Origin of the sequence: Moraxella canis (genome assembly GCF_034424565.1) — a bacterium.
GTDB lineage: Bacteria > Pseudomonadota > Gammaproteobacteria > Pseudomonadales > Moraxellaceae > Moraxella > Moraxella canis.
This window is the reverse complement of sequence record NZ_CP139961.1, coordinates 564,742-588,543: the sequence shown is the minus strand read 5'-3', so window position 1 is coordinate 588,543 and position 23,802 is coordinate 564,742. Positions and strand designations below refer to the sequence as shown.

Annotated in this window: 22 protein-coding genes and 5 tRNA genes; 18 read left to right on the top strand and 9 right to left on the bottom strand. The window is 44.8% G+C overall.

Going from position 1 to position 23,802, the window contains the following annotated elements:
* Positions 1 to 68 precede the first annotated feature (68 nt).
* Positions 69 to 575, top strand: coding sequence for a DUF2726 domain-containing protein (locus U0021_RS02565; RefSeq protein WP_227538720.1), 507 nt, complete (start codon positions 69 to 71; stop codon positions 573 to 575).
* A 110-nt stretch (positions 576 to 685) separates the two neighbouring features.
* Positions 686 to 1,480 (top strand): crotonase/enoyl-CoA hydratase family protein, encoded by a 795-nt coding sequence (locus U0021_RS02560; protein WP_114800766.1) that lies wholly within the window; start codon positions 686 to 688, stop codon positions 1,478 to 1,480.
* 61 nt (positions 1,481 to 1,541) lie between these two features.
* Here the strand turns inward: U0021_RS02560 and U0021_RS02555 are convergent, their stop codons facing one another.
* The 3 genes from U0021_RS02555 to ribA form a co-directional block, all read right to left on the bottom strand.
* Positions 1,542 to 1,997, bottom strand: coding sequence for a c-type cytochrome (locus tag U0021_RS02555; RefSeq protein ID WP_114800765.1), 456 nt, complete (start codon positions 1,995 to 1,997; stop codon positions 1,542 to 1,544).
* A 210-nt stretch (positions 1,998 to 2,207) separates the two neighbouring features.
* Complete coding sequence (gene hemF, locus U0021_RS02550; protein WP_327037538.1) at positions 2,208 to 3,158, bottom strand: oxygen-dependent coproporphyrinogen oxidase; 951 nt, start codon at positions 3,156 to 3,158, stop codon at positions 2,208 to 2,210.
* 42 nt (positions 3,159 to 3,200) lie between these two features.
* Positions 3,201 to 3,815 (bottom strand): GTP cyclohydrolase II, encoded by a 615-nt coding sequence (gene ribA / locus U0021_RS02545; RefSeq protein ID WP_205276572.1) that lies wholly within the window; start codon positions 3,813 to 3,815, stop codon positions 3,201 to 3,203.
* Between the two features lie 313 nt (positions 3,816 to 4,128).
* Here ribA and dxs point away from each other — a divergent pair, with 313 nt between their 5' ends.
* The 3 genes from dxs (at position 4,129) to U0021_RS02530 (ending at position 7,622) form a co-directional block, all read left to right on the top strand.
* The gene (gene dxs / locus U0021_RS02540) at positions 4,129 to 6,225 is read left to right on the top strand and encodes a 1-deoxy-D-xylulose-5-phosphate synthase (RefSeq protein ID WP_114800972.1); all 2,097 of its coding nucleotides are present in this window, start codon (positions 4,129 to 4,131) and stop codon (positions 6,223 to 6,225) included.
* A gap of 152 nt (positions 6,226 to 6,377) precedes the next feature.
* The gene (locus U0021_RS02535; protein ID WP_114800973.1) at positions 6,378 to 7,211 is read left to right on the top strand and encodes an inositol monophosphatase family protein; all 834 of its coding nucleotides are present in this window, start codon (positions 6,378 to 6,380) and stop codon (positions 7,209 to 7,211) included.
* Positions 7,212 to 7,481: 270 nt separating this feature from the next.
* Positions 7,482 to 7,622 carry a hypothetical protein gene (locus U0021_RS02530; RefSeq protein WP_192831310.1) on the top strand — a complete coding sequence of 47 codons (141 nt, stop codon included), beginning with the start codon at positions 7,482 to 7,484 and terminating at the stop codon, positions 7,620 to 7,622.
* 235 nt (positions 7,623 to 7,857) lie between these two features.
* Here U0021_RS02530 and U0021_RS02525 read toward each other — a convergent pair.
* The 3 genes from U0021_RS02525 to U0021_RS02515 all read right to left on the bottom strand — a co-directional run bounded on the left by U0021_RS02525 (position 7,858) and on the right by U0021_RS02515 (position 9,313).
* A tRNA-Ile gene (locus U0021_RS02525) sits at positions 7,858 to 7,934 on the bottom strand.
* A gap of 51 nt (positions 7,935 to 7,985) precedes the next feature.
* Positions 7,986 to 8,070, bottom strand: a tRNA-Leu gene (locus tag U0021_RS02520).
* A 154-nt stretch (positions 8,071 to 8,224) separates the two neighbouring features.
* Entirely contained in the window at positions 8,225 to 9,313 is a 1,089-nt protein-coding gene (locus tag U0021_RS02515; RefSeq protein WP_162816822.1) for a DUF4105 domain-containing protein, read from the bottom strand.
* Positions 9,314 to 9,399: 86 nt separating this feature from the next.
* Between U0021_RS02515 and U0021_RS02510 the strand changes: the two genes are divergently transcribed.
* The 6 genes from U0021_RS02510 to U0021_RS02485 all read left to right on the top strand — a co-directional run bounded on the left by U0021_RS02510 (position 9,400) and on the right by U0021_RS02485 (position 12,671).
* Positions 9,400 to 9,711 (top strand): rhodanese-like domain-containing protein, encoded by a 312-nt coding sequence (locus U0021_RS02510; protein ID WP_114800975.1) that lies wholly within the window; start codon positions 9,400 to 9,402, stop codon positions 9,709 to 9,711.
* A 143-nt stretch (positions 9,712 to 9,854) separates the two neighbouring features.
* Positions 9,855 to 9,931 (top strand) — tRNA-Pro (locus U0021_RS02505).
* Positions 9,932 to 9,986: 55 nt separating this feature from the next.
* Positions 9,987 to 10,063: transfer RNA gene (locus tag U0021_RS02500), tRNA-Arg, on the top strand.
* Positions 10,064 to 10,081: 18 nt separating this feature from the next.
* Positions 10,082 to 10,157 (top strand) — tRNA-His (locus U0021_RS02495).
* A 181-nt stretch (positions 10,158 to 10,338) separates the two neighbouring features.
* Complete coding sequence (locus tag U0021_RS02490) at positions 10,339 to 11,121, top strand: thiazole synthase (RefSeq protein WP_049237378.1); 783 nt, start codon at positions 10,339 to 10,341, stop codon at positions 11,119 to 11,121.
* A 143-nt stretch (positions 11,122 to 11,264) separates the two neighbouring features.
* A complete protein-coding gene (locus tag U0021_RS02485; RefSeq protein ID WP_114800976.1) occupies positions 11,265 to 12,671 on the top strand; it encodes a wax ester/triacylglycerol synthase family O-acyltransferase in 1,407 nt (468 codons plus the stop codon).
* A 76-nt stretch (positions 12,672 to 12,747) separates the two neighbouring features.
* Here the strand turns inward: U0021_RS02485 and metG are convergent, their stop codons facing one another.
* Entirely contained in the window at positions 12,748 to 14,802 is a 2,055-nt protein-coding gene (metG, locus tag U0021_RS02480) for a methionine--tRNA ligase (RefSeq protein WP_114800977.1), read from the bottom strand.
* Between the two features lie 334 nt (positions 14,803 to 15,136).
* Here metG and cysS point away from each other — a divergent pair, with 334 nt between their 5' ends.
* The 5 genes from cysS (at position 15,137) to U0021_RS02455 (ending at position 19,474) form a co-directional block, all read left to right on the top strand.
* A complete protein-coding gene (gene cysS, locus U0021_RS02475) occupies positions 15,137 to 16,579 on the top strand; it encodes a cysteine--tRNA ligase (protein WP_114800978.1) in 1,443 nt (480 codons plus the stop codon).
* Between the two features lie 124 nt (positions 16,580 to 16,703).
* The gene (locus tag U0021_RS02470; RefSeq protein WP_078255546.1) at positions 16,704 to 16,997 is read left to right on the top strand and encodes a c-type cytochrome; all 294 of its coding nucleotides are present in this window, start codon (positions 16,704 to 16,706) and stop codon (positions 16,995 to 16,997) included.
* Positions 16,998 to 17,258: 261 nt separating this feature from the next.
* Entirely contained in the window at positions 17,259 to 17,948 is a 690-nt protein-coding gene (locus tag U0021_RS02465) for a c-type cytochrome (RefSeq protein WP_114800979.1), read from the top strand.
* A gap of 117 nt (positions 17,949 to 18,065) precedes the next feature.
* The gene (locus tag U0021_RS02460) at positions 18,066 to 19,148 is read left to right on the top strand and encodes a hypothetical protein (RefSeq protein WP_114800980.1); all 1,083 of its coding nucleotides are present in this window, start codon (positions 18,066 to 18,068) and stop codon (positions 19,146 to 19,148) included.
* A complete protein-coding gene (locus U0021_RS02455; RefSeq protein ID WP_114800981.1) occupies positions 19,136 to 19,474 on the top strand; it encodes an RnfH family protein in 339 nt (112 codons plus the stop codon). The genes U0021_RS02460 and U0021_RS02455 overlap by 13 nt, the downstream gene beginning before the upstream one ends.
* 131 nt (positions 19,475 to 19,605) lie before the next feature.
* On the opposite strand, the gene U0021_RS02450 is transcribed toward U0021_RS02455, so the two are convergent.
* Positions 19,606 to 20,022: an MliC family protein gene (locus U0021_RS02450; protein WP_114800982.1), complete on the bottom strand. Its 417-nt coding sequence runs from the start codon at positions 20,020 to 20,022 to the stop codon at positions 19,606 to 19,608.
* Positions 20,023 to 20,241: 219 nt separating this feature from the next.
* The gene (gene nhaA / locus U0021_RS02445) at positions 20,242 to 21,468 is read right to left on the bottom strand and encodes a Na+/H+ antiporter NhaA (protein ID WP_327037537.1); all 1,227 of its coding nucleotides are present in this window, start codon (positions 21,466 to 21,468) and stop codon (positions 20,242 to 20,244) included.
* 242 nt (positions 21,469 to 21,710) lie between these two features.
* Between nhaA and U0021_RS02440 the strand changes: the two genes are divergently transcribed.
* Entirely contained in the window at positions 21,711 to 22,460 is a 750-nt protein-coding gene (locus U0021_RS02440; RefSeq protein ID WP_114800741.1) for a TSUP family transporter, read from the top strand.
* Positions 22,461 to 22,521: 61 nt separating this feature from the next.
* Positions 22,522 to 23,763, top strand: a complete 1,242-nt coding sequence (gene coaBC, locus U0021_RS02435; protein ID WP_114800742.1) for a bifunctional phosphopantothenoylcysteine decarboxylase/phosphopantothenate--cysteine ligase CoaBC — start codon at positions 22,522 to 22,524, stop codon at positions 23,761 to 23,763.
* Positions 23,764 to 23,802: the final 39 nt, after the last annotated feature.

Genomic DNA, 23,802 nt, shown 5'->3' with positions numbered 1-23,802 from the left:
ATCGAATTTAAAAGCATGGATCAAAAGCCGTGCTTTTTTATATGGCTTGCCATAATAAGGATAACATATTGGATAATCATTTGATGATCTATGGACTGATCGCTGGTGTGGCGATCTTGGTGTTTTTATTGCGCCCTAAGTCCAAAAAAATCAAAGGCGATGATATGCCTGTGTGGCCATTTGAACCCATGCCTTTGATGACTGACAGTGAAGTGTTGTTTTTTAAGAAGCTCAAAATGGCACTGCCAGAGTATCATATTTTTGGACAAGTTCAATTATCTAGAATCATTGAGCCGACCGAAGATGTGGCGAATGAAAGACAGTTTTGGTTTAATCGAGTTTGTCGGCAGAGCGTTGATTTTGTTTTGGTGGCCGATGATTTGCAAACTGTGCTTGCCGCCATCGAGCTTGATGACTGGACGCACAGCAGTAAGACGCGCCAAAAGCAGGATGCCAAAAAAGATAAAGCGCTTGCCAGCTCTGGCATCCCCATTATTCGATTTCATGCCGAAAAAATGCCGACAGCACAGATGATGCGCGATGATATTTTAGAAGTGCTGCGCCATTATCGCTGATTTTTAGAGACTTACTATCAAAATCATGATCGTGACCGATCGGTTATTCATTTTTATTTTAGCGTGTATTCAATATGATACCATGTGCTAAACCGCCAAAAGGGATAATTATGGAAAATTTAAAGACGCTCACTGTACACATCGAACATCAGACCGCCACCATCACGCTCAATCGACCCGATAAAAAAAATGCCATCAGCTTTCAGATGATGGATGAGCTGATTAAGGTCGCTCATAAGCTTAAGCGCAATCGTGAAATTCGAGCGGTGATTTTGATGGGCGCTGATGGGAATTTTAGCTCAGGTTTGGATTTGGCGGATTTAAATAACCCTAAGAGCTTGGGTTTTGCCTTGTATGAGCTTGCCAAACCGACACCCAGTAAGTTTCAAAAGGTTTGCTTGATTTGGCAGAGTTTGCCTGTGCCGGTCATTGCTGTTGTAGAGGGCGTGTGCGTGGGCGGCGGTCTTCAGCTTGCACTTGGGGCGGATATTCGTATCGCGGCAGCGGATGCCCGCTTATCCGTGCTTGAGGCTAAGTGGGGCTTAGTTGCTGACATGGGCATTACGCGCACCGCTCGCGATATACGCCGAGATGTGATGAAGCAGATTGCTATGACTGCCGAGATGATGGATGCGCCGACCGCCAAAGACTATGGGCTACTCACGCATATCAGTGACGACCCTGTTCAGATGGCGATATCGCTGACAGATGCCATCAAGGCGCGTTCACCGGATGCGGTGCTTGCAGCAAAGCGTGTGATGAATGTTGCACAGCGTCAAGATTATTTGGCGCTATATCAAGAAAAACTTTGGCAGATTAAGCTCATGCTTGGTGCCAATCGCAAGCTGTCTATCAAAAAAGCAAAAGACGATACTGTTCAATTTATCAAGCGCCAATTTAGATGATTTCGCAAATAAAAAATGCCTTACACTAAGTAAAGGCATTTTTATTTTAAATTGAGTTTAATTACTTTTTATAGGCTTTATGGCATGAGCCGCAATTGCTCGCCATTTCGCCATACTGGGCTTCGACATCAGCAGCTGTAGTGGCAGTGGCAGCTGCCGCCGATAGCGCATTGATTGATGCGGTAAATTCCTCGGTCTTAGCTCTAAAGCCTTCGGCATCTGTCCACACCTCGTCTTTGGCATCACCACCTTTGGCGGCATCACCCTCAAAATGAGTCCACATGGCAGCGTTACTGTCAGCAATAAAATCAGCTCGCTCTTTAAAAGTTGCGGCATCAAAAGTATCTGGGTTTTCCATCATGGCTTTCATGCCTTCGTTGGCTTGTCGCCAGTCCTTCATAAGCTTACTGCGCTCTTCAAGCTGAGGATTATTAGCAGCAGAGGTGCCTGAATTATTACAGCCCACCAAAATCATGGTGGCGGACAATGCGGCGGTTAAGGCAATTTTATTAAACATGGCGTCGGCTCCGTTTTGTTAAAAATACAACTTCCGTTTGGAAAGACTTATCATCAAAAGATAAGATTTTTTGGGTATTTTAACCAAGTTTTGCTTAAAAATCTGTATATTTACAGAAAAATACACAAAATTTAACAATTGATTAAAATAAAATCTAAAAAATCCCCTCAATAGCGAGGCGATAAGGGGGTAAAAGTGCTTAAGAAAAGCTTATAAGTTCAACCAATCTTGAGGCTTTAAATAAAAATCGGTGAGCTCAAACTCAGGCGTACCTTCTTCAGGCTCGTAGCGATATTCCCAAGCTGCCAAAGGTGGCATGGAAACCAAAATGGACTCCGTGCGTCCATTAGATTGTAGACCGAACAGCGTACCGCGGTCGAACACCAAATTATACTCCACATAGCGACCGCGGCGATACAGCTGAAAATGCCGTTCACGCTCGGTATAGCTTTGATGTTTATTGCGCTCAAAAATTGGCACGATACCCTCAATATAGCCTTGTCCGACAGCTTGCATAAATTTAAAGCAAGTTTCAAAATCCCACCCTGTGGAGGCGGTATTAACATCATCATAAAACAGCCCTCCAACGCCGCGGCGCTCATGACGATGCTTTAAATAAAAATAATCATCACACCAAGTTTTGTATTTGGTGTAAACGTCATCACCAAAAGGGCGGCATAAATCATGCGCGACTTGATGCCAGTGTTTGACATCATTAAGGTTGGGATAAAAAGGCGTGAGATCAAATCCGCCGCCAAACCACCAAATTGGCGCGCTGCCATCAGCGGGCGTGGCAACAAATAATCGCACATTGGCATGACTGGTCGGGACATACGGGTTTTTAGGGTGCACTACCAAGGACACGCCCAAAGCCTCGGCTTGAGCGCCTGCCAGCTCAGGATGGCGAATGGTGGCGGAAACAGGCATTTGCTTGATATGGATGTGGCTAAACATCACGCCTGCTTTTTCAATGACTTGCCCGCCAGATAAAACACACGATCGACCGCCACCGCCTTCGGGGCGCTCCCAAATGTCTGTGATGAATTTGGTCTCTGTGCGACCATCGACACCGCCCAAGCTTTCTTGCTCTTCGAGTGCTTGGATGATACTTTCTTGCAGGTTTAATAAAAACGCTCTGACTGTTTGGATTTGCGTTTGCATGGATTGTCCTAAGTGGCTATGCTAAGTAATGATCCTGAGTGATTAGGGAAGTTCGTTCAAATCATCTGTCTTGATATAGTGATTCATCTGCTCACCTTTGACCATCAGATAAGAAGCGTTGTATTTATTAACGCCAACGATCAAAGGAATGCGTTTAACCACTTCGACCCCCAGCTCATTAAGCTCATTGACTTTGTTAGGATTATTTGTCATCAAAGCCACTTGACTTACGCCGACATGCGAGAGCATCTGCTGACACATCTCATAAGTGCGCGCATCGGCTGGCAGACCTAATAACAAATTGGCTTCCAGTGTGTCATGACCTTGATCTTGCAGGGCATAAGCACGAATCTTATTGGTCAGACCAATCCCACGCCCCTCTTGACGCAAGTACAAAATCGCCCCCACGCCATGCGCTTGAATGGCACTCATCGCGGCATTGAGCTGTGGTCCACAGTCACATTTTAGTGAGCCAAACGCATCGCCCGTCAAACATTCAGAATGGATACGCACGATGGGCAATTTATCTGACTCATTTGGCAATCCTGTGCTTAATAAAATGTGCTCTTGACCATCCTCATTTTCAAAAATATGAATGTCAAATTCGCCATGAATCGTCGGCAGTTTAGCCTTGGTAATAAATTTATACAAGGGAATATACCTTAAAAATTTCTTTCAAAATCAGTCTATTATAATAAATTATTTACCCAAATCTGTGGGTAAAGCTGACTGTTTGAATCACGCCTAACACGCATTTAAAACATTAAATAAAAATCAAGCTTTCAATGGGGTTTTTCTAGCAAAAATAAAGCCTATCTTGTAAAATAGTCTTTTAACGCCATTGTGATAAAATGATGACACTGCCATGATTTTATGAAAAGATTGGCGGCATCTCGTCAAAAGTGCTATTATGCCATACTCTTTTTGATGATGAAATGTGAATTTATTGATAATCGGAAGCCAAGCAATCATGACGGATTCAGCCACCCATCGCCAATCGTATCGTGCCAAAGTCTTTGATGAGATTTTGACGACGCGTCCTGACACGCCGATCTTGGACCGTGTCGCCAGTCCTGATGACCTAAAGACGATGACGCACGCCGAACTGATCCAGCTTGCCGATGAGCTGCGCGCGTATTTGCTGTACTCTACAGGCGTCAGCGGCGGGCATTTTGGCGCCAATCTTGGAGTGATTGAGCTGACCATTGCGCTACATACGGTGCTGAACACGCCCTATGACAAATTGGTGTGGGATGTGGGTCATCAAGCCTACGCTCATAAAGTGCTGACAGGTCGCCGTGAGCGCTTGCCAAGCATCCGCTCAAAAGATGGCTTGACTGCTTTTCCTGAGCGAGAAGAAAGCGAGTATGATACTTTTGGCGTGGGGCATTCTTCTACGTCAATCTCAGCTGCCCTTGGCATGAGTCTGGCGGCGCGTCTGCATGGTGAGGATCGTAAAGTGGCGGCGGTCATCGGCGATGGCGCAATGACAGGCGGCATGGCGTTTGAGGCGATGAATGATGCAGTACAACAAAATGCCGATTTGATGGTCGTCCTTAATGATAATGACATGTCCATTTCAGCAGCGATTGGTGGTTTCTCGCGTCATTTGGCGAAGCTTTGGCAGCGCGGGCTTGCTATGGATATTGATAAGCATGGCAATATTTTGATGGTCAAGCGTGCCATCTCTTCTGATGATCGCCGCATCCGCCATTATTTACAGATGGCAAATGGCGCGATTGAAGATGTCTCAAGCCGCCTACCAAGTAAAATCAGCGAAAAAATCAGTGAGCTGATCCATGGTGTGCCATCGTCACCATTGCCTGATAAAATTGCCGAAAAAATTGGCGACAGATTGTTTGCAGATAATTTATTCAAAGCGATTGGTTTTACTTATCTTGGTCCTTATGATGGTCATGATTTGCCTAAGTTGATTCAAGTACTAGAGCGTGCCAAACAACTAAAAGGCGCTGTACTTATCCATGTGCATACGGTCAAAGGCAAAGGATTTTTACCTGCCGAAGCTGATCCAATCGGCTATCACGCCATTGGAAAATTGCCCAAAGCAGGCGAAAACAACCCCCCAATATCCAAACCCGCCCCCAAAAAATACTCACAAATATTCGGTGATTGGCTACTTCATCAAGCCTGTCGTGATGATAAACTGGTCGCCATCACGCCAGCCATGGCAGAAGGCTCGGGCATGGTTGAGTATGCTGCCAAATATCCTGAGCGGTTTTTTGATGTGGCGATCGCTGAGCAGCACGCAGTAACGCTGGCAGCTGGCATGGCGACTTCTGATCGTGTTAAGCCCGTTGTGGCGATTTACTCGACTTTTTTGCAGCGGGGCTATGATCAGCTCATTCATGATGTCGCCCTACAAAATCTGGATGTGACTTTTGCCATCGACCGTGCTGGCTTGGTGGGTGAGGATGGTGCAACGCACGCAGGCGTTTTTGATTTGGCATACTTAAGATGTGTGCCAAATGTGATCATCGCCGCGCCAAGTGATGAGCACGAATGTCATCAGCTTTTGAACACGTGCTATCAGTATCAAGGTGTAGCAGCAGTGCGCTATCCGCGCGGTGCAGGCGTGGGGCGCAAGGTCGATATGATGGACGAGCATTACCCAATCGGGCGCGCCAATGTGGTTTGGCAATCACCAGACTTCGATACGCAAACTACCAAAAAACTGGCGGTATTGTCATTCGGTACTCGCCTAAAAGATGCTCTGACAGCTGCTCAAAGACTGTCCGATAGTCAAGCAATCGCTTGTATCGTGGTTGATATGCGCTGGGTTAAGCCCATTGATAGCCAGCTGATTGTACAGCTGCTTGAAGCAGGTGTTGATCACATTGCAACTGTTGAAGAGCATCAAATCGCAGGCGGCGCAGGCAGTGCGGTCAATGAATTTGTGATTACCACTCAATCGCCAGTTAAGCTTTTAAATATCGGCATCAAAGACGCGTTCATTCATCATGCCAGTCACGAAGAGCAGCTGTCACATTGCCGATTGGATGCTGATGGGATTTATCAGTCATTGAGTGAGTTAATGAGTAAACATTAAATCCTTTTCAGATTGATCCTGTGTTGTGTATTTGCCGCCATTGCCATAATTTTCATTGGTTTTTGGCGGTTTTTCACGTATAATAAAAATCTTTTGCGTGATGAGCGCAAATTGACTCTTTAAGTAGTTTAATTCAATGAAGCAGGTGTAGTATGGAACCGATGGTTGTCATGGCGGCAAACGCAGCCAAAAAAGTGGGTCACGAAATTTTGCGAGCGCATCAAAATCGCCATCGCCTTGATTTGGCGGTAGAATCTAAGGGGCTTGATGGCTTGGTTACCCAAATTGATCGCTATGCTGAAGAGCTGACGATTGCTACGCTCAAAGAAAGCTATCCCAATCATTCTTATTTGGGTGAAGAGTTTGGCTTACAAGAGGGCAAGGGTCATGATGCTGATTGGTGTTGGGTAATTGATCCGCTAGATGGCACCCAAAATTTTGTCCATGGCGTACCGCATTTTTGTGTTTCTATCGCTGTCCAAAAAAATGGCGTCACTGAGCATGGCGTGATTTATGATCCTGTTCGTGATGAGATGTTTTCGGCAAGCCGCGGTCGTGGGGCAGTGATGAATCAGCGCCGATTACAGGTCAGCGAGCGCAAGACCATTGAAGGCGGACTGTTTACCACAGGTCATCCTTATGAGCGCATGATGGGCGAAGAGCGCGTCAGCTTTGCGCGTCAGCATTTCGCCAGTTTGCAAGCCATCTGTGAAAATGGTGGTCAAGTGCGCCGCTTTGGTTCTGCTGCCTTGGATTTGTGCTATGTTGCGGCAGGTCGCTATGATGGCTATTTTGAGATGTCGTTGAAGCCTTGGGATGTGGCTGCAGGTGAGCTGATCGTGACCGAAGCGCGTGGTGTGGTGGTTGATCATAAAGGCGCGCCAAATGCGATGACGACTGGTTCTGTGTTTGCTTGTAATGTCAAATTATTAAAGCCGCTGATGCAATTGGTCTTACCACGCTGGGAAAATGCTTTGGTGGGTTAATGCTTTTGCAATTTTTGATGATAACGCTCAATTTGAGCGTTATTTTTATGGACGATCCATGAAAATCTTTGTTTTTTAACATATTTATCCAAAGCCATCAAATATGACAAGATATGTCAAAAATGAAACAAGTGTTTACACTTTATCGGGGTAAATTGGCAATAATTGGTTGTGTACATTTGTAAACCTAGGTTATACTGATCTCAACAAATAAATCAAACACCAAAGCAAATTCATAACAGCCACTGGTGAAAAACATAGGGTATTACAATGAATCAGCCAAAACGCCAAAACATTGAAATGAATATTTTATCTAAAGGGACAGAAAAGCCGATCACTGCCGAGATGATCACTGCCGTCCTAAAAAAACTTGCTAAAGGTCGCCGCGAATCATTGGCGCTGACTGCTTAAATGCTTAGGCAAACCGTTTAATCATTTCTCCAAAACTTGTTGGTTTTCAAGCAAACTTACCGCCTTTGTTGGCGGTTTGTTTGTTTTGGCTCAAAGCTCGCTCAGTTGAATATCATTAAAAATCCTAGCCATGACTGATTTATCAGGACTAATAGGATGTGAGTGGTAATGGTTATAGAGTTTTAAATAAAAAAAGGCTTGCACACTGGCAAACCCTTGATTATTAAGGTAAAAATGGTAGGCCCAGCAGGACTTGAACCTGCGACCAAAGGATTATGAGTCCTCTGCTCTAACCAACTGAGCTATAGGCCCAAATTTAGATAATAAAAAAACCAATGATGACTGTCACTGGCTTTTTAAATTTGGTGGGGACGGAGAGACTCGAACTCTCACACCTCGCGGCGCTGGAACCTAAATCCAGTGCGTCTACCAATTCCGCCACGTCCCCAAGTTGTTTTTCAAGCGATCTGCGCATGACTGCGCGTTCTTGATGTTGGGTATTATATAGACTTTTAAAATTTTGGCAAGCTTTTTTTTTGATAAAATGATGACAATCTCATAAAAATTTTATAAACTTTTGATTTTATTGATGATTTATGGACTCATTTCACCTGTTTGTCAAATTCTATGGTGGGATCTGGAAGATTTTCACGGATTTTTTGGGAAAATTCTGCTGACGATATGGGATTTTGATGGGTGTATTGGTCAACTTTTGGATTGATAAGCGCCCGAGTTTTTAGTTCATTGAAACTTAACTCTGTGTCAATCATTCCAATTTCGTATAGATACTCAGGCAAGCGACCTGATAATAAGATGCGATAGTCATTGGGTATGGCGCGTATTGGATCCATCAAATCAAATATCGCTGTCGTGCAGTTATCTAATAGTGTATTGTACCAAGAAGGATGCGCGGCAAGAGTTTCAGCCGCGCGCAAATAAGCCAAAAACAGCTCGCGGATTTCGCTGCGCGGCAATGACAGCGGATAAAGATAAACGCGCTCACCGCGGGCATTACTGCGAGTGTAGATGATGTCTTTTTCGTCAGCGGCGATGATGGTCATCTCATATTGACGAAAAAACCCGCCAATGGATGAAAAACTTTCGCCAATTTCTTTGCGGATTTCAAAAGAAACGGCTATCCGCTGACCATCATCAAAGCCGAATGAAAGCAAAGTATGTCCAATATTGTCGTTATCCCAAATTGAGACGATCAAATCCAGCGACTTAATTTGGGATAAATCATAACTGCGCACTTCCCACCTGGGCACATACTCAGTTTTGCTGATCCATTCAAAATTTCTGACATTTTCAACAGTGACTTGATCGCCGATTTGATGAAATCGGATTTGTTCTTCAACTTCATCCTGCCAAGGTCGATCATTACTCGGCTTTTGAGTATATAGCCAAAAGGTTATGATGCTAAGTGCAGCTGTCAATAGCAGCGTCTGAGTAGCCGCTGAGCGCCGAAGGGTGCATAAATAAGTGATGGGTAGCGCCACCATGGCAGGATAGGTTGCCAGACCAAATGGCCTGTGCACATATAAAGCCAATACGCCCCATGCCGTCCAAAGCGCAAACGCTGAGTGCAGCGAAAACGATGCCAAATAAGCTGAATATACCAAGCTGGGCTTTGTGAATGGATTTAGGCGCTGTAATTTGTGTCGAAACTGATCGGACTTAAGTGGTATCATGGTCATTGATCAAATAATTTTTAATCATCATAGCATATATGATAAACTTATTGATAAGATTTATTTGGAGACTAAAGGAATCAACAATGATCACTGAACTTAAAATCACTGAATTTACACCAACCAAAGATCAAGTAATTTGGGATGTGCGAGACGCCCAAAAGTATCAAGAAGGGCATATCGAATATGCGGTTAATCATCCGCTTAATACGATTAATAAATCGCTTTTGGATGCCACAAAGGGCGATATTTATGTGCTGTGTGGCGGCGGTACTAAGGCACAAAAAGCAGCAGCATTAATCAATGAGTTAGATCATGAGCGCCGTGTTATTCATTTAACTGGTGGTACGCGCGGTGCGATCGCCAGCGGCATGGTGATTATTACAGAGTCAGATTGAGTTTGATAAATTTCTTATTAAAATCAATAACTTATAAAATTTATGACAAATTATAGAAATTAGTGGTTGACAGCTTGGGGTCTTAGTTGTATTATACGCACCACAACGACGAGCTGATAACAAAAAGCTTGAAGTGATGAAATCGGAGTGTAGCGCAGCTTGGTAGCGCATCTGCTTTGGGAGCAGAGGGTCGGGGGTTCGAATCCCTCCACTCCGACCATTTAAAGCCGAACAGGCTTTTTTTGTTGGCATTGTCAACATACTAAGCCACTCGAGCGCCTGTAGCTCAGTTGGATAGAGCATCTGCCTTCTAAGCAGGTGGTCGCAGGTTCGAATCCTGCCAGGCGCGCCATATGCCTGCATTACTATGGCGGCTATAGCTCAGTTGGTAGAGCCCCGGGTTGTGATCTCGGTTGTCGTGGGTTCGAGTCCCATTAGTCGCCCCATATTCAAAAATCCTATCAATAGGTTATTGATGGGATTTTTTTTGTTGCCTTATTTGAAATTATGGGGTGAATCATTGTCATAAAAAGGTCTTTACTGTACAATATTTCGGCGTATTTATTGATTATTAATCAATCAAGGCATGATTAATGCTGAATTCTTAGACGTTATAAGGGGTTTGATATGTCGGATAAATTGATTATTGGTAGCAGAACTTTTGAGTCGCGCTTGTTGGTTGGTACAGGAAAATATAAAGATCTAAATGAAACCAAAGATGCCATCGAAGCCAGCGGCGCTCAAATTGTCACCGTCGCGATTCGCCGAACCAACATCGGTCAAAATAAAGATGAGCCGAACCTTTTGGATGTGATTTCCCCAAATAAATATACCATTTTGCCTAACACAGCAGGCTGCTTTGATGCCGATAGCGCCATTCGTACCTGTATGCTAGCACGAGAGCTGCTTGATGGTCATAATCTGGTGAAGCTTGAAGTGCTTGGTGATGAGAAGAATTTATATCCAAATGTCATCGAGACCGTCAAAGCGGCACAAGTACTGATTGAGGATGGATTTGAGGTGATGGTTTATACATCAGATGATCCCATCGTCGCCAAAGAGCTTGAGAGCATGGGCTGTGTGGCAATCATGCCACTTGGCAGTTTGATTGGTTCGGGACTTGGGTTGTTAAATCGTCATACATTAAGTTTGATTATTGAGCAGACCCAAGTGCCTGTACTGGTCGATGCAGGCGTGGGTACGGCGTCAGATGCAGCGATCGCCATGGAGCTTGGATGTGATGGTGTCTTGATGAACACTGCCATTGCTCACGCCAAAAATCCAGTTTTGATGGCTTCAGCGATGAACCATGCGGTGGTAGCAGGTCGAGAAGCTTTCTTGGCGGGGCGTATGCCAGCACGCTATATGGCACAAGCAAGCTCACCGCAGACAGGATATTTTTTCAAATAATCCGACGATGCCTTAAATTGGGCAGCCTTAGCCTGATTTGACCATCAGTGCTTAGCAGTGACAAAAATAAAAATTTGAGGACTTATCATTAACCCAAAATTTTGTTATCATAGAACACTTTTTGGGTTAAGGGGTCTTGGATTATGCGTGCGCTAAGCATTGTTGATTCACTATTTTTATTACTAGAAAATGCCAAACAGCCAATGCATGTGGCTGGCATTTGTGTTTTTGAGCTGCCCGAAGATCAAGATGAAGCCAGCTTTATCAATGAGCTTGCCAATCGAATCGACCCTGATGCCATCCCTAATTTCCCATTTAATCAAGTGCTTTATCATAGGGTTGCTTGGAAAACCATTCGCAAATTTCATATCGACCGCCATTGTTATCAGCACAGCCTACAAACTGGCAAGATGTCGGAGGCGCTCGCTCAAATCTCAAGACTGCATGAGCGTCAATTAGATCGCACCAGACCGCTATGGGAGCTGCATTTATTTGATAATCTTGAGCCAGAAACACAAGGCGGATCTAAGCGGTTTTTGTTGTACCTAAAAGTTCATCATGCCATGATGGATGGCGTCGCTGCGATGAGATTGTTTCAGCGTTCGCTGTCGCACTCGCCTGACGAAAAGCTGTCCAAGCCAATTTGGTTGAGAGACATTCGCCGTAAAGGGTCAAGCTTTGCAATGGATAAAAAGTCGATTTTAGGGCATTTTAAAGATCAAATTTTGGGTCTAAAGCCAGTTTATCAAGAGCTTAAGTCTGATTATCAGCTGAGCCAAACCACCTCATCTCAAACACCAAAAACACAGTTTATCAGTAGCTTACAGGCACCAGCGTCCATACTCAATCAGCGAATCGGTACCAGTCGACACATTTCTGTCATGACACTAAAAAAAGCACGTTTTGTGCAGATCGCTAAACAGCTCAATGTCAGCACCAATGACATGATCTTGGCGGTGTGCTCATCTGCCGTCAGAGCTTATCTGATTTCACAAAACGCCTTGCCTGATGCGCCTTTGATTGCTTTTGTGCCGACATCTTTGCGTAAAAATGACACTGCAATTGGTAATCAAATCTCATTCATTCCGACCAATTTGGGCACAGATAATCCCGATCCTATCATGCGACTGATGGTGATTCATGACAGTATGCAGGCGGGCAAAGGGCGTATTGGGCGTATGACTCAACCTGAGTTTATTAATTATACCGCAGCGCACTATGCTTGGGCGGGGGTGAATTTGGCGACACGAGCACTTCCAACCAAGCAAGCATTTAATCTGATCATCTCAAATATCCCTGGTGATGACACACCGTTATATTTAAGTGGTGCACGTCTGACAGCGATGTATCCTGCGTCGGTGCTGCTTGATGGGCAGGCACTGAATATCAGCTTTACCAATTATCAAGATTGTATTGATTTTGGGATCACCGCTTGCCAAGCAGCGCTGCCAAACATCCAATCTTTGCCATCATTGCTTGAAAAAGCGCTTGATGAGTATGAAAGCCTCTGCGATGACAAGAACAGCCAACATCCAGTTGCTGAGAGTTGATGTCCATTAAACTCATTGATCTATTGAAAAAAATCCGCTGAATGCCTAACATTCAGCGGATTTTATGATTGTGAGATTATGCCAAAGTGGCGCCGATTGGCATTTGATCAGGCAGGGTGATCACGGTTAATTGTCCGTCTTTTTCGGCGGATAAAATCATGCCTTCTGAGATACCAAACTTCATCTTGCGGGGTGCCAAATTGGTCACACAAACCACCTTTTTACCGGTCAGCTCCTCAGGCTGATATAATTTGGCGATACCGCTAAATACATTGCGAGTAGTTTCTTCACCGATATCTAAGGTGAATTGTAATAGCTTATCTGCACCCTCAACGCGTTGGCAGTCAACCACATGTGCCACTTGCATTGTCACTTTGGCAAAATCATCAATGCTGATATGATCGCCAGTTTGTACGGCTGATTTTTTGTTAGATTGTTGCTGATTGGTATTTTTGGCAGGCTTTGACTCAGTCAAGCTTTCTTTTGAATCATTGACCATGGCACTGATTTTATCCTTTTCGATACGCTGCATGAGCGGCGAAAAGGCATTGATGGTGTGCGCTGTTAAGTGATGATGCCGCGCCTCAAAATCCAAACTATCGACATTTAAAAATGCTTTGGCTTGCCCTGATAGTGTAGGCAAAATAGGCGCAAGATAAATCACAAGCTTATGGAAAATATTGAGTGCGACCGTACAGACCGCCTGAACCTCCTCAACTTTACCTTCTTTATTGAGCGCCCAAGGCTTATGAGTGTCGATATATTCATTGGCTTTGTCGGCGCACGCCATGATTAGGCGGGTAGCTTTAGAAAATTCGCGTGCTTCATAAGCGGTGGCAATCTCATCGCCTGCTGCGATGATATCTTCCAAAAGCTTGGGTTCAGATAAGCTGTCGGCAAGTTTGCCTGCATTATTTTTATGGATAAATCCTGCCGAACGCGACGCGATATTGACCACTTTACCAACCAAATCTGAATTGACTTTTTGCATAAAGTCATCCAGATCAAGGTTAATGTCTTCAACGTTTGCTGATAATTTACTGGCAAAATAATAGCGCAAATATTCAGGATTTAGATGAGACAGATACGTTTCTGCTTTGATAAAGGTGCCACGCGACTTGCTCATTTTTTCGCCATTGACGGTCAAAAAACCATGCGCATTGATGGCTGTCGGCGTGCGGTAGCCAGCGCCTTCAAGCATGGCTGGCCAAAACAGCGCATGAAAATAAACGATGTCTTTACCGATAAAATGATACAGCTCGGTTTGACTGTCCTTATTAAAATATTCGTCAAAATCTATGCCATTACGCTCACACAGATTTTTAAAGCTTGCCATATAGCCCACAGGCGCATCAAGCCAAACATAAAAATATTTGTCTGGCTCGCTGGCAGGGGTATTTGGAATTTTAAAGCCAAAATATGGCGCATCACGGCTGATGTCCCAAGGCGCAAGACCGGCTTCAAACCACTCAGACAGCTTGTTATAAATGGCGGGCTGAAGGCGTCCGTCCGCTTTTGTCCATGTCTTTAAAAAATCATCAAACTGCGGTAAATCAAAAAAATAGTGTTTTGATGACTTGATGACAGGCACTGAGTTAGAAAGCGTGGAATACGGGTTTTTTAGCTCTGTGGCATTATAGGTGCTTGAGCAGACTTCACAGTTATCGCCGTATTGGTCGGGTGCGCCGCATTCAGGGCAGTCGCCCTTGACGAAGCGATCCGCCAAAAATAGCCCCTTTTCAGTATCAAACAGCTGCTCAACATCTTTGGTGAAGATGTAGCCATTTTCTTGTAATTTGGTATAAATTTTTTGGGAAAAGTGCTCATTTTCGGGGCTGTGTGTTGAGTAATAATTATCAAAATCAACGAAAAACCCTGCAAAATCCTTCTCATGGCTTGCTTTGACGGTGGCGATCTGCTCTTCAGGTGTGACGCCATTGGCTTCGGCTTTGAGCATGATGGCGGTGCCGTGTGCGTCATCGGCGCACACATAAGTCACGGTATGACCCATGGCTTTCATGGCACGCACCCAAATGTCAGTTTGGATATACTCAACCAGATGCCCCAAATGAATTGGACCATTGGCATAAGGCAAAGCGCTAGTAACTAAAATCTTACGGTTCGTTGTCATAAAAATCCCATTAATTGTAAAATCGCTTTAAAATGGCGTTATTATAGCCCATATCAGTGGTAAAATCATCCAAAACCCAGTCACATCACCCAAACTGATGATGACACATCCATCAAAACTGCCGTCGCCAAATGAATCGATGCTCAAACAGGCAGCATCATCAAATCTTTTGCAAATTTACTGAAATCTAAAGAAAAATTTGCTATCATGAGTGGTTAATCGTCATATTTTAAGCCCAAATCAAACATAACCAATTTACCTATGCTTAGGGAAGTTTGATCGGTGGCTTAAGTGATCATCACTATTTTATTTTTATTGTTTGGAAAATAAGATCATGAGCGCATTACGCCAAACCCAAAAAGACCTACAGCTTTATGATACCCTAAGCGCAACCAAGCGCACATTTAAGCCGATTGAAGCGGGTAAAATAGGCATCTATGTCTGCGGCATGACGGTCTATGACTACTGCCACATGGGTCATGCCCGCGTGATGGTGGGGTTTGATGTGATTGTGCGTTGGCTAAGAGCGATTGGCTTTGATGTCAATTATGTGCGCAATATCACTGATATTGACGATAAAATCATTCACCGAGCCAATGAAAATGGCGAAACCATTACTGATCTGACCGACCGCTTTATCGCTGCGATGTGGCAAGACGAAAAATCGCTCGGCTGCCAATCGCCCAACATGGAGCCGCGCGCTACCGAGCATATCGAAAATATGCAAGATCTTATTCATGGTTTGATGAATAAAGACTTGGCGTACCAAGGCGATGGCGGTGATGTGTATTATGCTGTCGATAAATTTCCCGACTATGGCAAATTATCAAAGCGTAAACTCGATGACATGCAAGCCGGCGCATCAGAGCGCGTCAGTGCAGCAGACGATAAGCAAAATCCATTTGATTTTGTGCTGTGGAAAGCAGCCAAACCCTCTGAGCCACATTGGCAATCACCGTGGGGACTGGGTCGCCCAGGTTGGCACATTGAGTGTAGTGCGATGAGTACATGCTGCTTGGGTGAGACATTTGATATTCATGGTGGGGGGCATGATTTGCAATTTCCGCATCATGAAAACGAAATCGCCCAATCTGAAGGCGTCAGCGGAAAAACTTATGCCAATCATTGGATGCATATGGGCTTTATTAATATTGATGGCGAAAAAATGAGCAAATCTTTGGGGAATTTTTTCACCATTCGCGAAGTGGTGGATAAATTTCATCCTGAAACGGTGCGTTTTTTCTTATTATCTAGCCACTATCGCAGCCCAGTGAATTTTTCTGATACCGCACTCAAAGAAAGCCATACGGCGCTGTCACGCATTTATCAATCGCTAAAATCCGCTGAAAACTTCGGCTCAATCTCAATCTCACCAAGCGCTTGGGAGAGTCAAGCAGGTCAAGAATTCGCCAAAGCGATGAATGATGACTTTAATACCCCAAAAGCGGTGAGCGTACTTTTTGGCATCGTGGCGGAGATCAATCGAGCAATAAAAGCAGGCGAGCACCAAAAAGCAGTCCAAGAAGCCGCCATTCTAAAGACGTTGTCTTCGGTGCTGAATATCGCCCAATCATCGCCTAATGAGTTTTTGCAAGCCCATATCGGCAGCACTCGCGACGGCTTGAGCGATGCTGCCATTGCTGCCAAGATCGTGGAGCGTCAAAAAGCCAAAGCCGATAAAGACTTTGCCAAGGCAGACGCCATCCGTGATGAGCTAAAATCGCAAGGCATTGAGCTTGAAGACAGCCGAGCTGGCACGACTTGGCGACGCATATAGCACATAAAGGATTTTAAGCTTGATCTGTGTGACAGGACTTGATCGACCGTTTACCAAAATGCTCTTGTAATTATGCTAAAAACACCCATAATAAAGACTCATTTCATTACATGAGAGTGTTCTTATGAAAACTATGATCTCGCTGTTAATGGTCTTAGGTTTGACTGCGGTCTCAACTGCGCACGCTGATGTGAGCCAAACTTATACCAAAAGCTGTGCAGCTTGTCATGATAGTGGTACTTTTAATGCGCCCAAAAAAGGCGATGTCGCCACATGGAATCGCCTAAATCAGCAAAAAGGCAAAGAAGCATTGATCAAATCCACTCGTCAAGGGATGCCGCAGATGCCTGCCATGGGGCTGTGCCAAAATTGTACAGACAAAGACTTTGCTGAACTGATTGAATACATGAGTAAATAGAGCAAAGTGTGATAATCACTCTGCTTGGCTGCCTCTAAATGTTCATCCATTTCTTGATTTTGTCAATAAAATCACGATTATTTGAAAAAAATGTTACTAAAACCACAATTTTTGTAGGAAAATTTACCCAACTCTTGCTATAATAGCGAAAGTTACTTAGATGAATTGTCATCAGTGGTTTTTTGAATTATAAATGATGGGCTAAATTCAGATTTAGCCATAGTATCACCCAAGACTTAGCCAAGTTAGTAGGAAATTATTATGAAACCTGCCAAAAAAGCAACTTTAGCCAAACTCGCTCTAGCCTCAGGAATTGGTCTTGCCAGTTTATCAGCCTATGCCGTGACTGTGCCTGCGTATGACATTGAAGCAGGTAGAGCCATTGTTGAAGCCAACTGTGCTGCATGTCATGGTCTTGATGGTGTGAGCCCTGTACCTGCTCAGCCGAACCTTGGCGGTCAAAATATCAAGTATCTTTATAAGCAGATGGTTGATTTTAAAACCAAAGCGCGTCGTAATGGCATTATGGAAGCTCAATTGGCTGGATTGAATCAGCAGGATTTGGCAAACTTGGCAGGGTATTATGCCAGCCAAACGCCATGGACGCCAGGCTATGGTAATAAAGCCACTGTTGCAGAAGCCACCAAATTGTATTTGGGCGGCGATAAGACGCGTGGCGTGATTCCTTGTGCAGGTTGTCATGATCCAAAGGGTGCAGGTAATGCCTATGCAGCATTCCCTCGTTTGGGTGGTCAGCACGCTGCTTATCTTGCCACTCAGCTAAAACTGTTCCGCGCCGCTGGTCGTGAAGATGATGTGGCATCAGATATGGAAGTACGTACCAATGATGCCGCCAAAGCAGGCGATAAGGGCATGATGCAGATGGTAGCGGCGCGACTGTCTGATCGTGATATCAAAATCTTGTCTGAATATTTAGCAGCTGTTCACTGATTGCATGCTTAAAACCAAAGCCCCCACTATGGGGGTTTTTTTGTTGATCGTTGATGGGATTTAGGCTTTACTGGTTTTTATGTTAAAATATCCCAAATCTTTATCATGGTGTTAATTATGTTACATCGATATACGGTATTTTTTGTGGCGTGCGCCTTGCCTTTGATATTTATCGGTCAAGTAGCGCCCAATATGGCGCGCGAGCTGGACTTTTGGCTGATTTGGGTTTTAGCGATGGTCTTGGTTGGTCTGCCTGTTTTGTTTGCTGAGTTTGCGTTGTCGGCGCGTTCGGGCGATACACCGTGGCAAGGCATGCAAAAACTGACTCGTGAAGCAGATGCTGGCTTGGTTTGGCGTGGGTTTGCGCTGCTTTCTGTGCTGATCGCCATATTGATCGCTGCCAGTATTTCGGGGCGTATAGCTTTGGGAGCATATGCGCATTTTGGCTCAACCTTGCAGCACTCAGATATACCAGCTTTTGGTATTGCAGCGGGTTTGACGGTCATTGCGCTGATCTTAAGTCTACTCAAAAGCCGCTTGCTGATCGTTGGGGTCTTGCTGATTTTGATGGGCTCATTGTTATCTTTGGCTGATAGCGCGGTGAGTGTGCCTGTCATGACCGAGGTCAGTTTGGCAGAGTGGTCTCGCGCGGTGGTGCTTGCGCTGTTGTGTGTTGGCGTTGGGACGGGTTTGTATTGGTTTGGGGGTATGGCGACGACGCCAAGCCTTATGCAAGCCAAAAAATCTTTGGCAGGGTACATCTTGCCGATTTGGCTGACACAGCTGATCTTTGGTTCACTGGCTATTTTAGCAGGTTCGGCTTTGGTGACCATTCCGTCTTTTGTTGTGACCAGTCTTGGGATGCTATTGATTGCTGCATTTTTATTATACTATGCTGCCATACAGCTTACTGCGCGTTTTGGATTTTTGGTGGCGGCAGCGGCGACGCTTTTACTTGCGATTTTATTTAGTGTCATTCCTGCCAATATTTTATTAATTGTTATTATTTGCCTAAGCTTGGTGGCAGTGATGATGCTGTCGATCTTTTCAGGCTTTGTCATGAAAATTAGCCATTTGCGCAAAACATTTAATATGAACAGCGAGCTTCGTTATAATATTTGGCGAGTGTTTGTGCGTATCATTGTTCCAATCGCGATCATTGCCGCGCTCGTGGGTTTGGTGCTTGAATGGATTGCGTAGAGTCTGATATTACCGTTGCTGTAAGCCATGTTTCACTTTTGGGCAGGCAGTATTATAGTGAGATCAGCTTGCCGATGGGCGCGACAATTTATGAAGCATTAAAGGCGACGCCCTGGGCATGCGGTGAAGAGTTTGATGAGTTTTGGGCTTGGGTGCACCATAACATGGCTAACGATCCCAATCATAAAGCGTGGTATGTGGGTGTTTTTAGCCAAAAAAGACGCCTGGATACAACGCTTCGCTCAGGCGATCGCGTGGAAATTTATCGAGACTTGACGATCGATCCGATGGGTAAGCGAAAAGCATTATCCAAAAAACGGTCATAAGCTCACAATTCTCCCAATAACATTCATCCAATCAAGCAGTCAATCATACTATAAATAATCAACTATAAAACCCCAACCAAGGCGAATTTGGTTGGGGTTTTGGATATAAAAAGTATTAACTTTTTAAAGACTTACATCGATTTGGCGGTCGCTTCGCAGCTTAGCATATGCTCTTTACCTGCGATTGTGACTGATAAAATACCGTCACGACCTTTGGCATGCCAAGCGTATAGACTGTTTGGGTTAGTATCGTTAATAAAACGCATACCCGAGCCGCTCACTGCTGGATGCATGGTGATTTCTTGGTTGTTTAGCTGCCAAGTCGGTGCGTTGATGGTTAAGACCGCGCGATCTTCGTTTGGCTGATATTTTGCCATAACTTTGGCGTTTTGATCACATTGGTAAGTAGCGACAAGCGTTTGCTGATGCGCTGTATTAGCAGGCATGGTCATCTTGGTTTGTGAAGCTGGCGTGCTGACTGTCGTTGAAGTTGCACAGCCAGTGATTGCCATGGTAACGATTGCAGAGCTTAGAAGTAATTTTTTCATCATATTGTTCCTTTTGTAAACACACAGATGCCATAATTGGTTTTATTATTATAGGTCAAATGACGATTTTTTGAATGATGTTTGATGGGTAAACTGTAATATTGATGTGAATAATGTTGCTTAAGTTTTGCGTCTTTAAGCTTTAGATGCCTAATACAACAACTTAAAATTAAGCCAACATATGTGTTGGCTTAAGCTTTCAAATATTCATTAATCGGCTTATTTTAAGCCATTGGCTGCTGGGATAAAGCCTTCGCCTGAGTCTTTGGCAAGCACAGGGTGGTCAGCGTTTGGAATGTTACCGCGTAAGATGACATAGCCAATAACGCCTGAGATGATCGAACCTAGGATGATGCCTAGACGTGGATCAAAGCCATCAGGGATTCCGCCAAATGCCAAACCTGAGATGAACAAGCTCATCGTAAAGCCAATGCCGCACAGCATAGATACACCATACAGCTGTTTGACGGTTGTGCCTTTTGGCAAGCCTGCCAGTCCAAGCTTTAAGCAGAAGAATACAGCTGCCATGACGCCAATTTGTTTACCGATAAATAAGCCTGCAGCGATGCCAAGCGGCACAGGATGAAGTAATGTATCAATGCTTGTGCCCGCTAGGCTAATGCCTGCATTGGCAAAGGCGAACAAAGGCAGCACACCAAAAGCTACGGTATTGTGCAAATCATGCTCAAGCTCTTCTAATGGGGAATGCTCAGGGTCGTTCTTATTTCGTAATGGGATAAAAAACGCAAGCAAAACCCCTGCCAAAGTCGCGTGCACACCTGATTTTAGCAAAGCAGCCCACATTACCAAACCAATAAGTAAGTAAGGCGTGAGTCTGACAACATTCATTCTATTTAAAAGAAATAAAAACGGAAAACACACCGCAGCCACCGCCAATGAAAATAGCGATAAATCACTGGTATAAAACAAAGCAATGATCACAATCGCGCCAAGGTCATCAAAGATGGCGATGGATACCAAAAAGACTTTCAGTGCATTTGGCACTCGGTTACCAAGCAAGCTCAGCACACCCAAAGCAAAGGCGATGTCTGTAGCGGCAGGGATCGCCCAACCTGCCAACTGTTCGGGATTGCCATAGTTAAAGGCGGCATAAATCAACGCCGGTACAATCATACCCCCTATAGCCGCCAAGGCAGGCATCATAATCTGCTTAATGTCAGACAGCTCGCCCACCAAAGCTTCGCGCTTTAGCTCAAGTCCCACCAAAAAGAAAAATATTGCCATCAAGCCATCATTGATCCAATGATGGGCATCTTTGGCAATCTCAAATGCGCCCACTTGCACTACCACAGGCGCATGAATAAAGGCATCATAGAAGCTTTTTAAGGGTGAATTGGCGACAATCATGGCAAGAAGGGCGGCGGCGGCAAGCACGATGCCACCTGCCGCTTCAAGCTCTAAAAATCGTTTGATTCGTGCAAACATAAGAATCCTACATTGGGTGCTTTGTATCATCAAATGGGCATTATCCGATATCAGGCACTGAATTTGATAAAATGATGCCTAACTTTAGCATAAAAATAAGGTTATGATAAAGGCTTGATTACAAAACTTTAGCGAATTTATCTCAAAAATACCAAATTCACTCAGGCAAAATAATTCTGAAAGATCAAATGCGTCATGTATAATAGCTTAGCTGTCAACATGGGCGGATATTAAGGGTGGGTATGGATTTAGGCTTTGAGATTTTGGCGCTGTTATTTGCGGTAGCACTTGTGGCAGGCTTTGTGGATGCGATGGCGGGCGGTGGCGGGCTGTTGACGATTCCTGCGCTTTTGTTGGCAGGTGTACCGCCTGTGGCAACGCTTGCAACAAATAAACTTCAAGCGTCGGCAGGGTCTTTTTCTGCTTCTTTAACGATGATAAAAAAGGGCATCATCCATCCTTCGCAGATCAAAGGCGCGATATTGATGGCATTCATTGGCTCTGCGCTTGGGACGCTTTTGGTGCAGCTATCACCGCCTGAGATGCTCAAAGTTGTCATTCCTTTTTTGGTGGCAGGTGTTGGGATTTATACTTTATTTGCGCCAAATTTGGGAGAAATTGAGCAAGCACCCAAAATCAGTCATCGCACTTGGCAAAAAACCGCCGTTCCGCTTGTTGGGTTTTATGATGGCTACTTAGGACCAGGCACAGGCACATTTTTTGCGCTATCCAATGTCGCTTTGCGCGGGATGAATTTGATCAAAGCCACGGCAGTTGCCAAGCTTTTAAACTTTTCGACCAATATTGCCAGCTTGTTATTTTTTATGCTGGGCGGTCATGTGTTGTGGAAAGTAGGATTTGTGATGATGGCAGGGCAGATCATCGGTGCGATTGCAGGCAGTCAAATGGTGGTGAAAGGCGGCGCAAAATTTATCAGACCTGTCATTGTGCTGATGTGCTTTGCCATGGTGTGTCGATATTTGTTTTGGTAGCATCTTGGATTGTGGGTGATGATAAGGGCGTTATGGTGTATAATGCCAATTTATTTGTCAGATGAAAATTATGAGCAAATTACCAAATATTTTATTGGCTGTGACAGGGGGTATTGCCGCCTATAAGTCTGCCGTACTGGCCCGATTGCTGATCAAGGCAGGGTGCTCTGTCAAAGTCATGATGACGGCAGGGGCGTGTGAATTTATCACGCCTATGACATTTCAAGCCTTGACAGGGCAGGCAGTGCACACTGAGCTGCTTGATGAGACCGCCGAGCTTGGTATGGGGCATATTGAGCTTGCAAAATGGGCGGATTTGGTGGTGGTTGCGCCGGCTTCTGCCAATACGATCGCCAAGCTTGCCGGTGGTTTTGCGGATAATCTGGTGACGACTGTTTGTGTGGCAACAAGCGCGCCAATCATGATCGCGCCTGCCATGAATCAGCAGATGTGGGCGAATGCGATCGTCCAAGATAATCTTAAAAAACTACGCCAATTTGGTCATCATGTGATCAGTCCTGACAGCGGCGAGCAGGCATGTGGTGATGTTGGTGCGGGTCGCTTGCCTGAGCCTGAAGATCTGTGTGAGCGGATTTTGGCTTTTTATGCGCGTCGCCAAATTCCCCAGTCGCTTCTTGGTAAGACGGTCGTAATCACCGCCGGCTCCACGATTGAGCCGATAGATCCGGTGCGCTTTTTATCCAATCACTCTACCGGCAAGATGGGCTATGCTTTGGCGAGTGCTTGCCGGGACGCTGGGGCGGATGTTATTTTGGTGTCGGGCAAGCGCGTCGTTTTACAGACACCCTACGGTGTCAAAAAAATGACCGTAGGCACTGCAGATGAGATGCTGCAGACGTGCTTAAGTGTGTGTCAAAGAGCGGATGTTTTCATCGCGACGGCGGCGGTGGCTGATTTTAAGATGGCATCTGTTGCCACGCATAAAATTAAAAAAACCCAAGGTCAAGAAAGCATGACGCTTGAACTGGTGAAAAATCCAGATGTTCTGGCAACCATTTGCAGCGCCTATCCCAATCTTTTGGCTGTTGGCTTTGCTGCTGAGACTCAAGACACCGAAAACTACGCCAAAGCCAAGCTTGCCGCCAAGCGTTTGGATATGATTGCGGTGAATGATGTGTCGGATCAATCGATTGGGTTTGGTAGTGATGATAATGCCATGACGGTATTTTTTGCTGAGCAATATGGTGAGTCGTCAGTCGATTTGCCTAAAGCTAGCAAAGCCAACATTGCCGAGCAGTTGGTTGGATGTATCGCAAAGATCATTGATAAAAAATCTCTTTAAGATAATTTGAGATATTTGTCAATCAAAAAATGTGAAAAA

Coding starts and splice junctions, on each gene's coding strand:
- U0021_RS02560 (WP_114800766.1), top strand. CDS start 686: ATGGAAAATTTAAAGACGCTCACTGTACACATCGAACATCAGACCGCC.
- U0021_RS02555 (WP_114800765.1), bottom strand. CDS start 1,997: ATGTTTAATAAAATTGCCTTAACCGCCGCATTGTCCGCCACCATGATT.
- hemF (WP_327037538.1), bottom strand. CDS start 3,158: ATGCAAACGCAAATCCAAACAGTCAGAGCGTTTTTATTAAACCTGCAA.
- dxs (WP_114800972.1), top strand. CDS start 4,129: ATGACGGATTCAGCCACCCATCGCCAATCGTATCGTGCCAAAGTCTTT.
- U0021_RS02535 (WP_114800973.1), top strand. CDS start 6,378: ATGGAACCGATGGTTGTCATGGCGGCAAACGCAGCCAAAAAAGTGGGT.
- U0021_RS02530 (WP_192831310.1), top strand. CDS start 7,482: ATGAATCAGCCAAAACGCCAAAACATTGAAATGAATATTTTATCTAAA.
- U0021_RS02515 (WP_162816822.1), bottom strand. CDS start 9,313: ATGATACCACTTAAGTCCGATCAGTTTCGACACAAATTACAGCGCCTA.
- U0021_RS02510 (WP_114800975.1), top strand. CDS start 9,400: ATGATCACTGAACTTAAAATCACTGAATTTACACCAACCAAAGATCAA.
- U0021_RS02490 (WP_049237378.1), top strand. CDS start 10,339: ATGTCGGATAAATTGATTATTGGTAGCAGAACTTTTGAGTCGCGCTTG.
- U0021_RS02485 (WP_114800976.1), top strand. CDS start 11,265: ATGCGTGCGCTAAGCATTGTTGATTCACTATTTTTATTACTAGAAAAT.
- metG (WP_114800977.1), bottom strand. CDS start 14,802: ATGACAACGAACCGTAAGATTTTAGTTACTAGCGCTTTGCCTTATGCC.
- cysS (WP_114800978.1), top strand. CDS start 15,137: ATGAGCGCATTACGCCAAACCCAAAAAGACCTACAGCTTTATGATACC.
- U0021_RS02470 (WP_078255546.1), top strand. CDS start 16,704: ATGAAAACTATGATCTCGCTGTTAATGGTCTTAGGTTTGACTGCGGTC.
- U0021_RS02465 (WP_114800979.1), top strand. CDS start 17,259: ATGAAACCTGCCAAAAAAGCAACTTTAGCCAAACTCGCTCTAGCCTCA.
- U0021_RS02460 (WP_114800980.1), top strand. CDS start 18,066: ATGTTACATCGATATACGGTATTTTTTGTGGCGTGCGCCTTGCCTTTG.
- U0021_RS02455 (WP_114800981.1), top strand. CDS start 19,136: ATGGATTGCGTAGAGTCTGATATTACCGTTGCTGTAAGCCATGTTTCA.
- U0021_RS02450 (WP_114800982.1), bottom strand. CDS start 20,022: ATGAAAAAATTACTTCTAAGCTCTGCAATCGTTACCATGGCAATCACT.
- nhaA (WP_327037537.1), bottom strand. CDS start 21,468: ATGTTTGCACGAATCAAACGATTTTTAGAGCTTGAAGCGGCAGGTGGC.
- U0021_RS02440 (WP_114800741.1), top strand. CDS start 21,711: ATGGATTTAGGCTTTGAGATTTTGGCGCTGTTATTTGCGGTAGCACTT.
- coaBC (WP_114800742.1), top strand. CDS start 22,522: ATGAAAATTATGAGCAAATTACCAAATATTTTATTGGCTGTGACAGGG.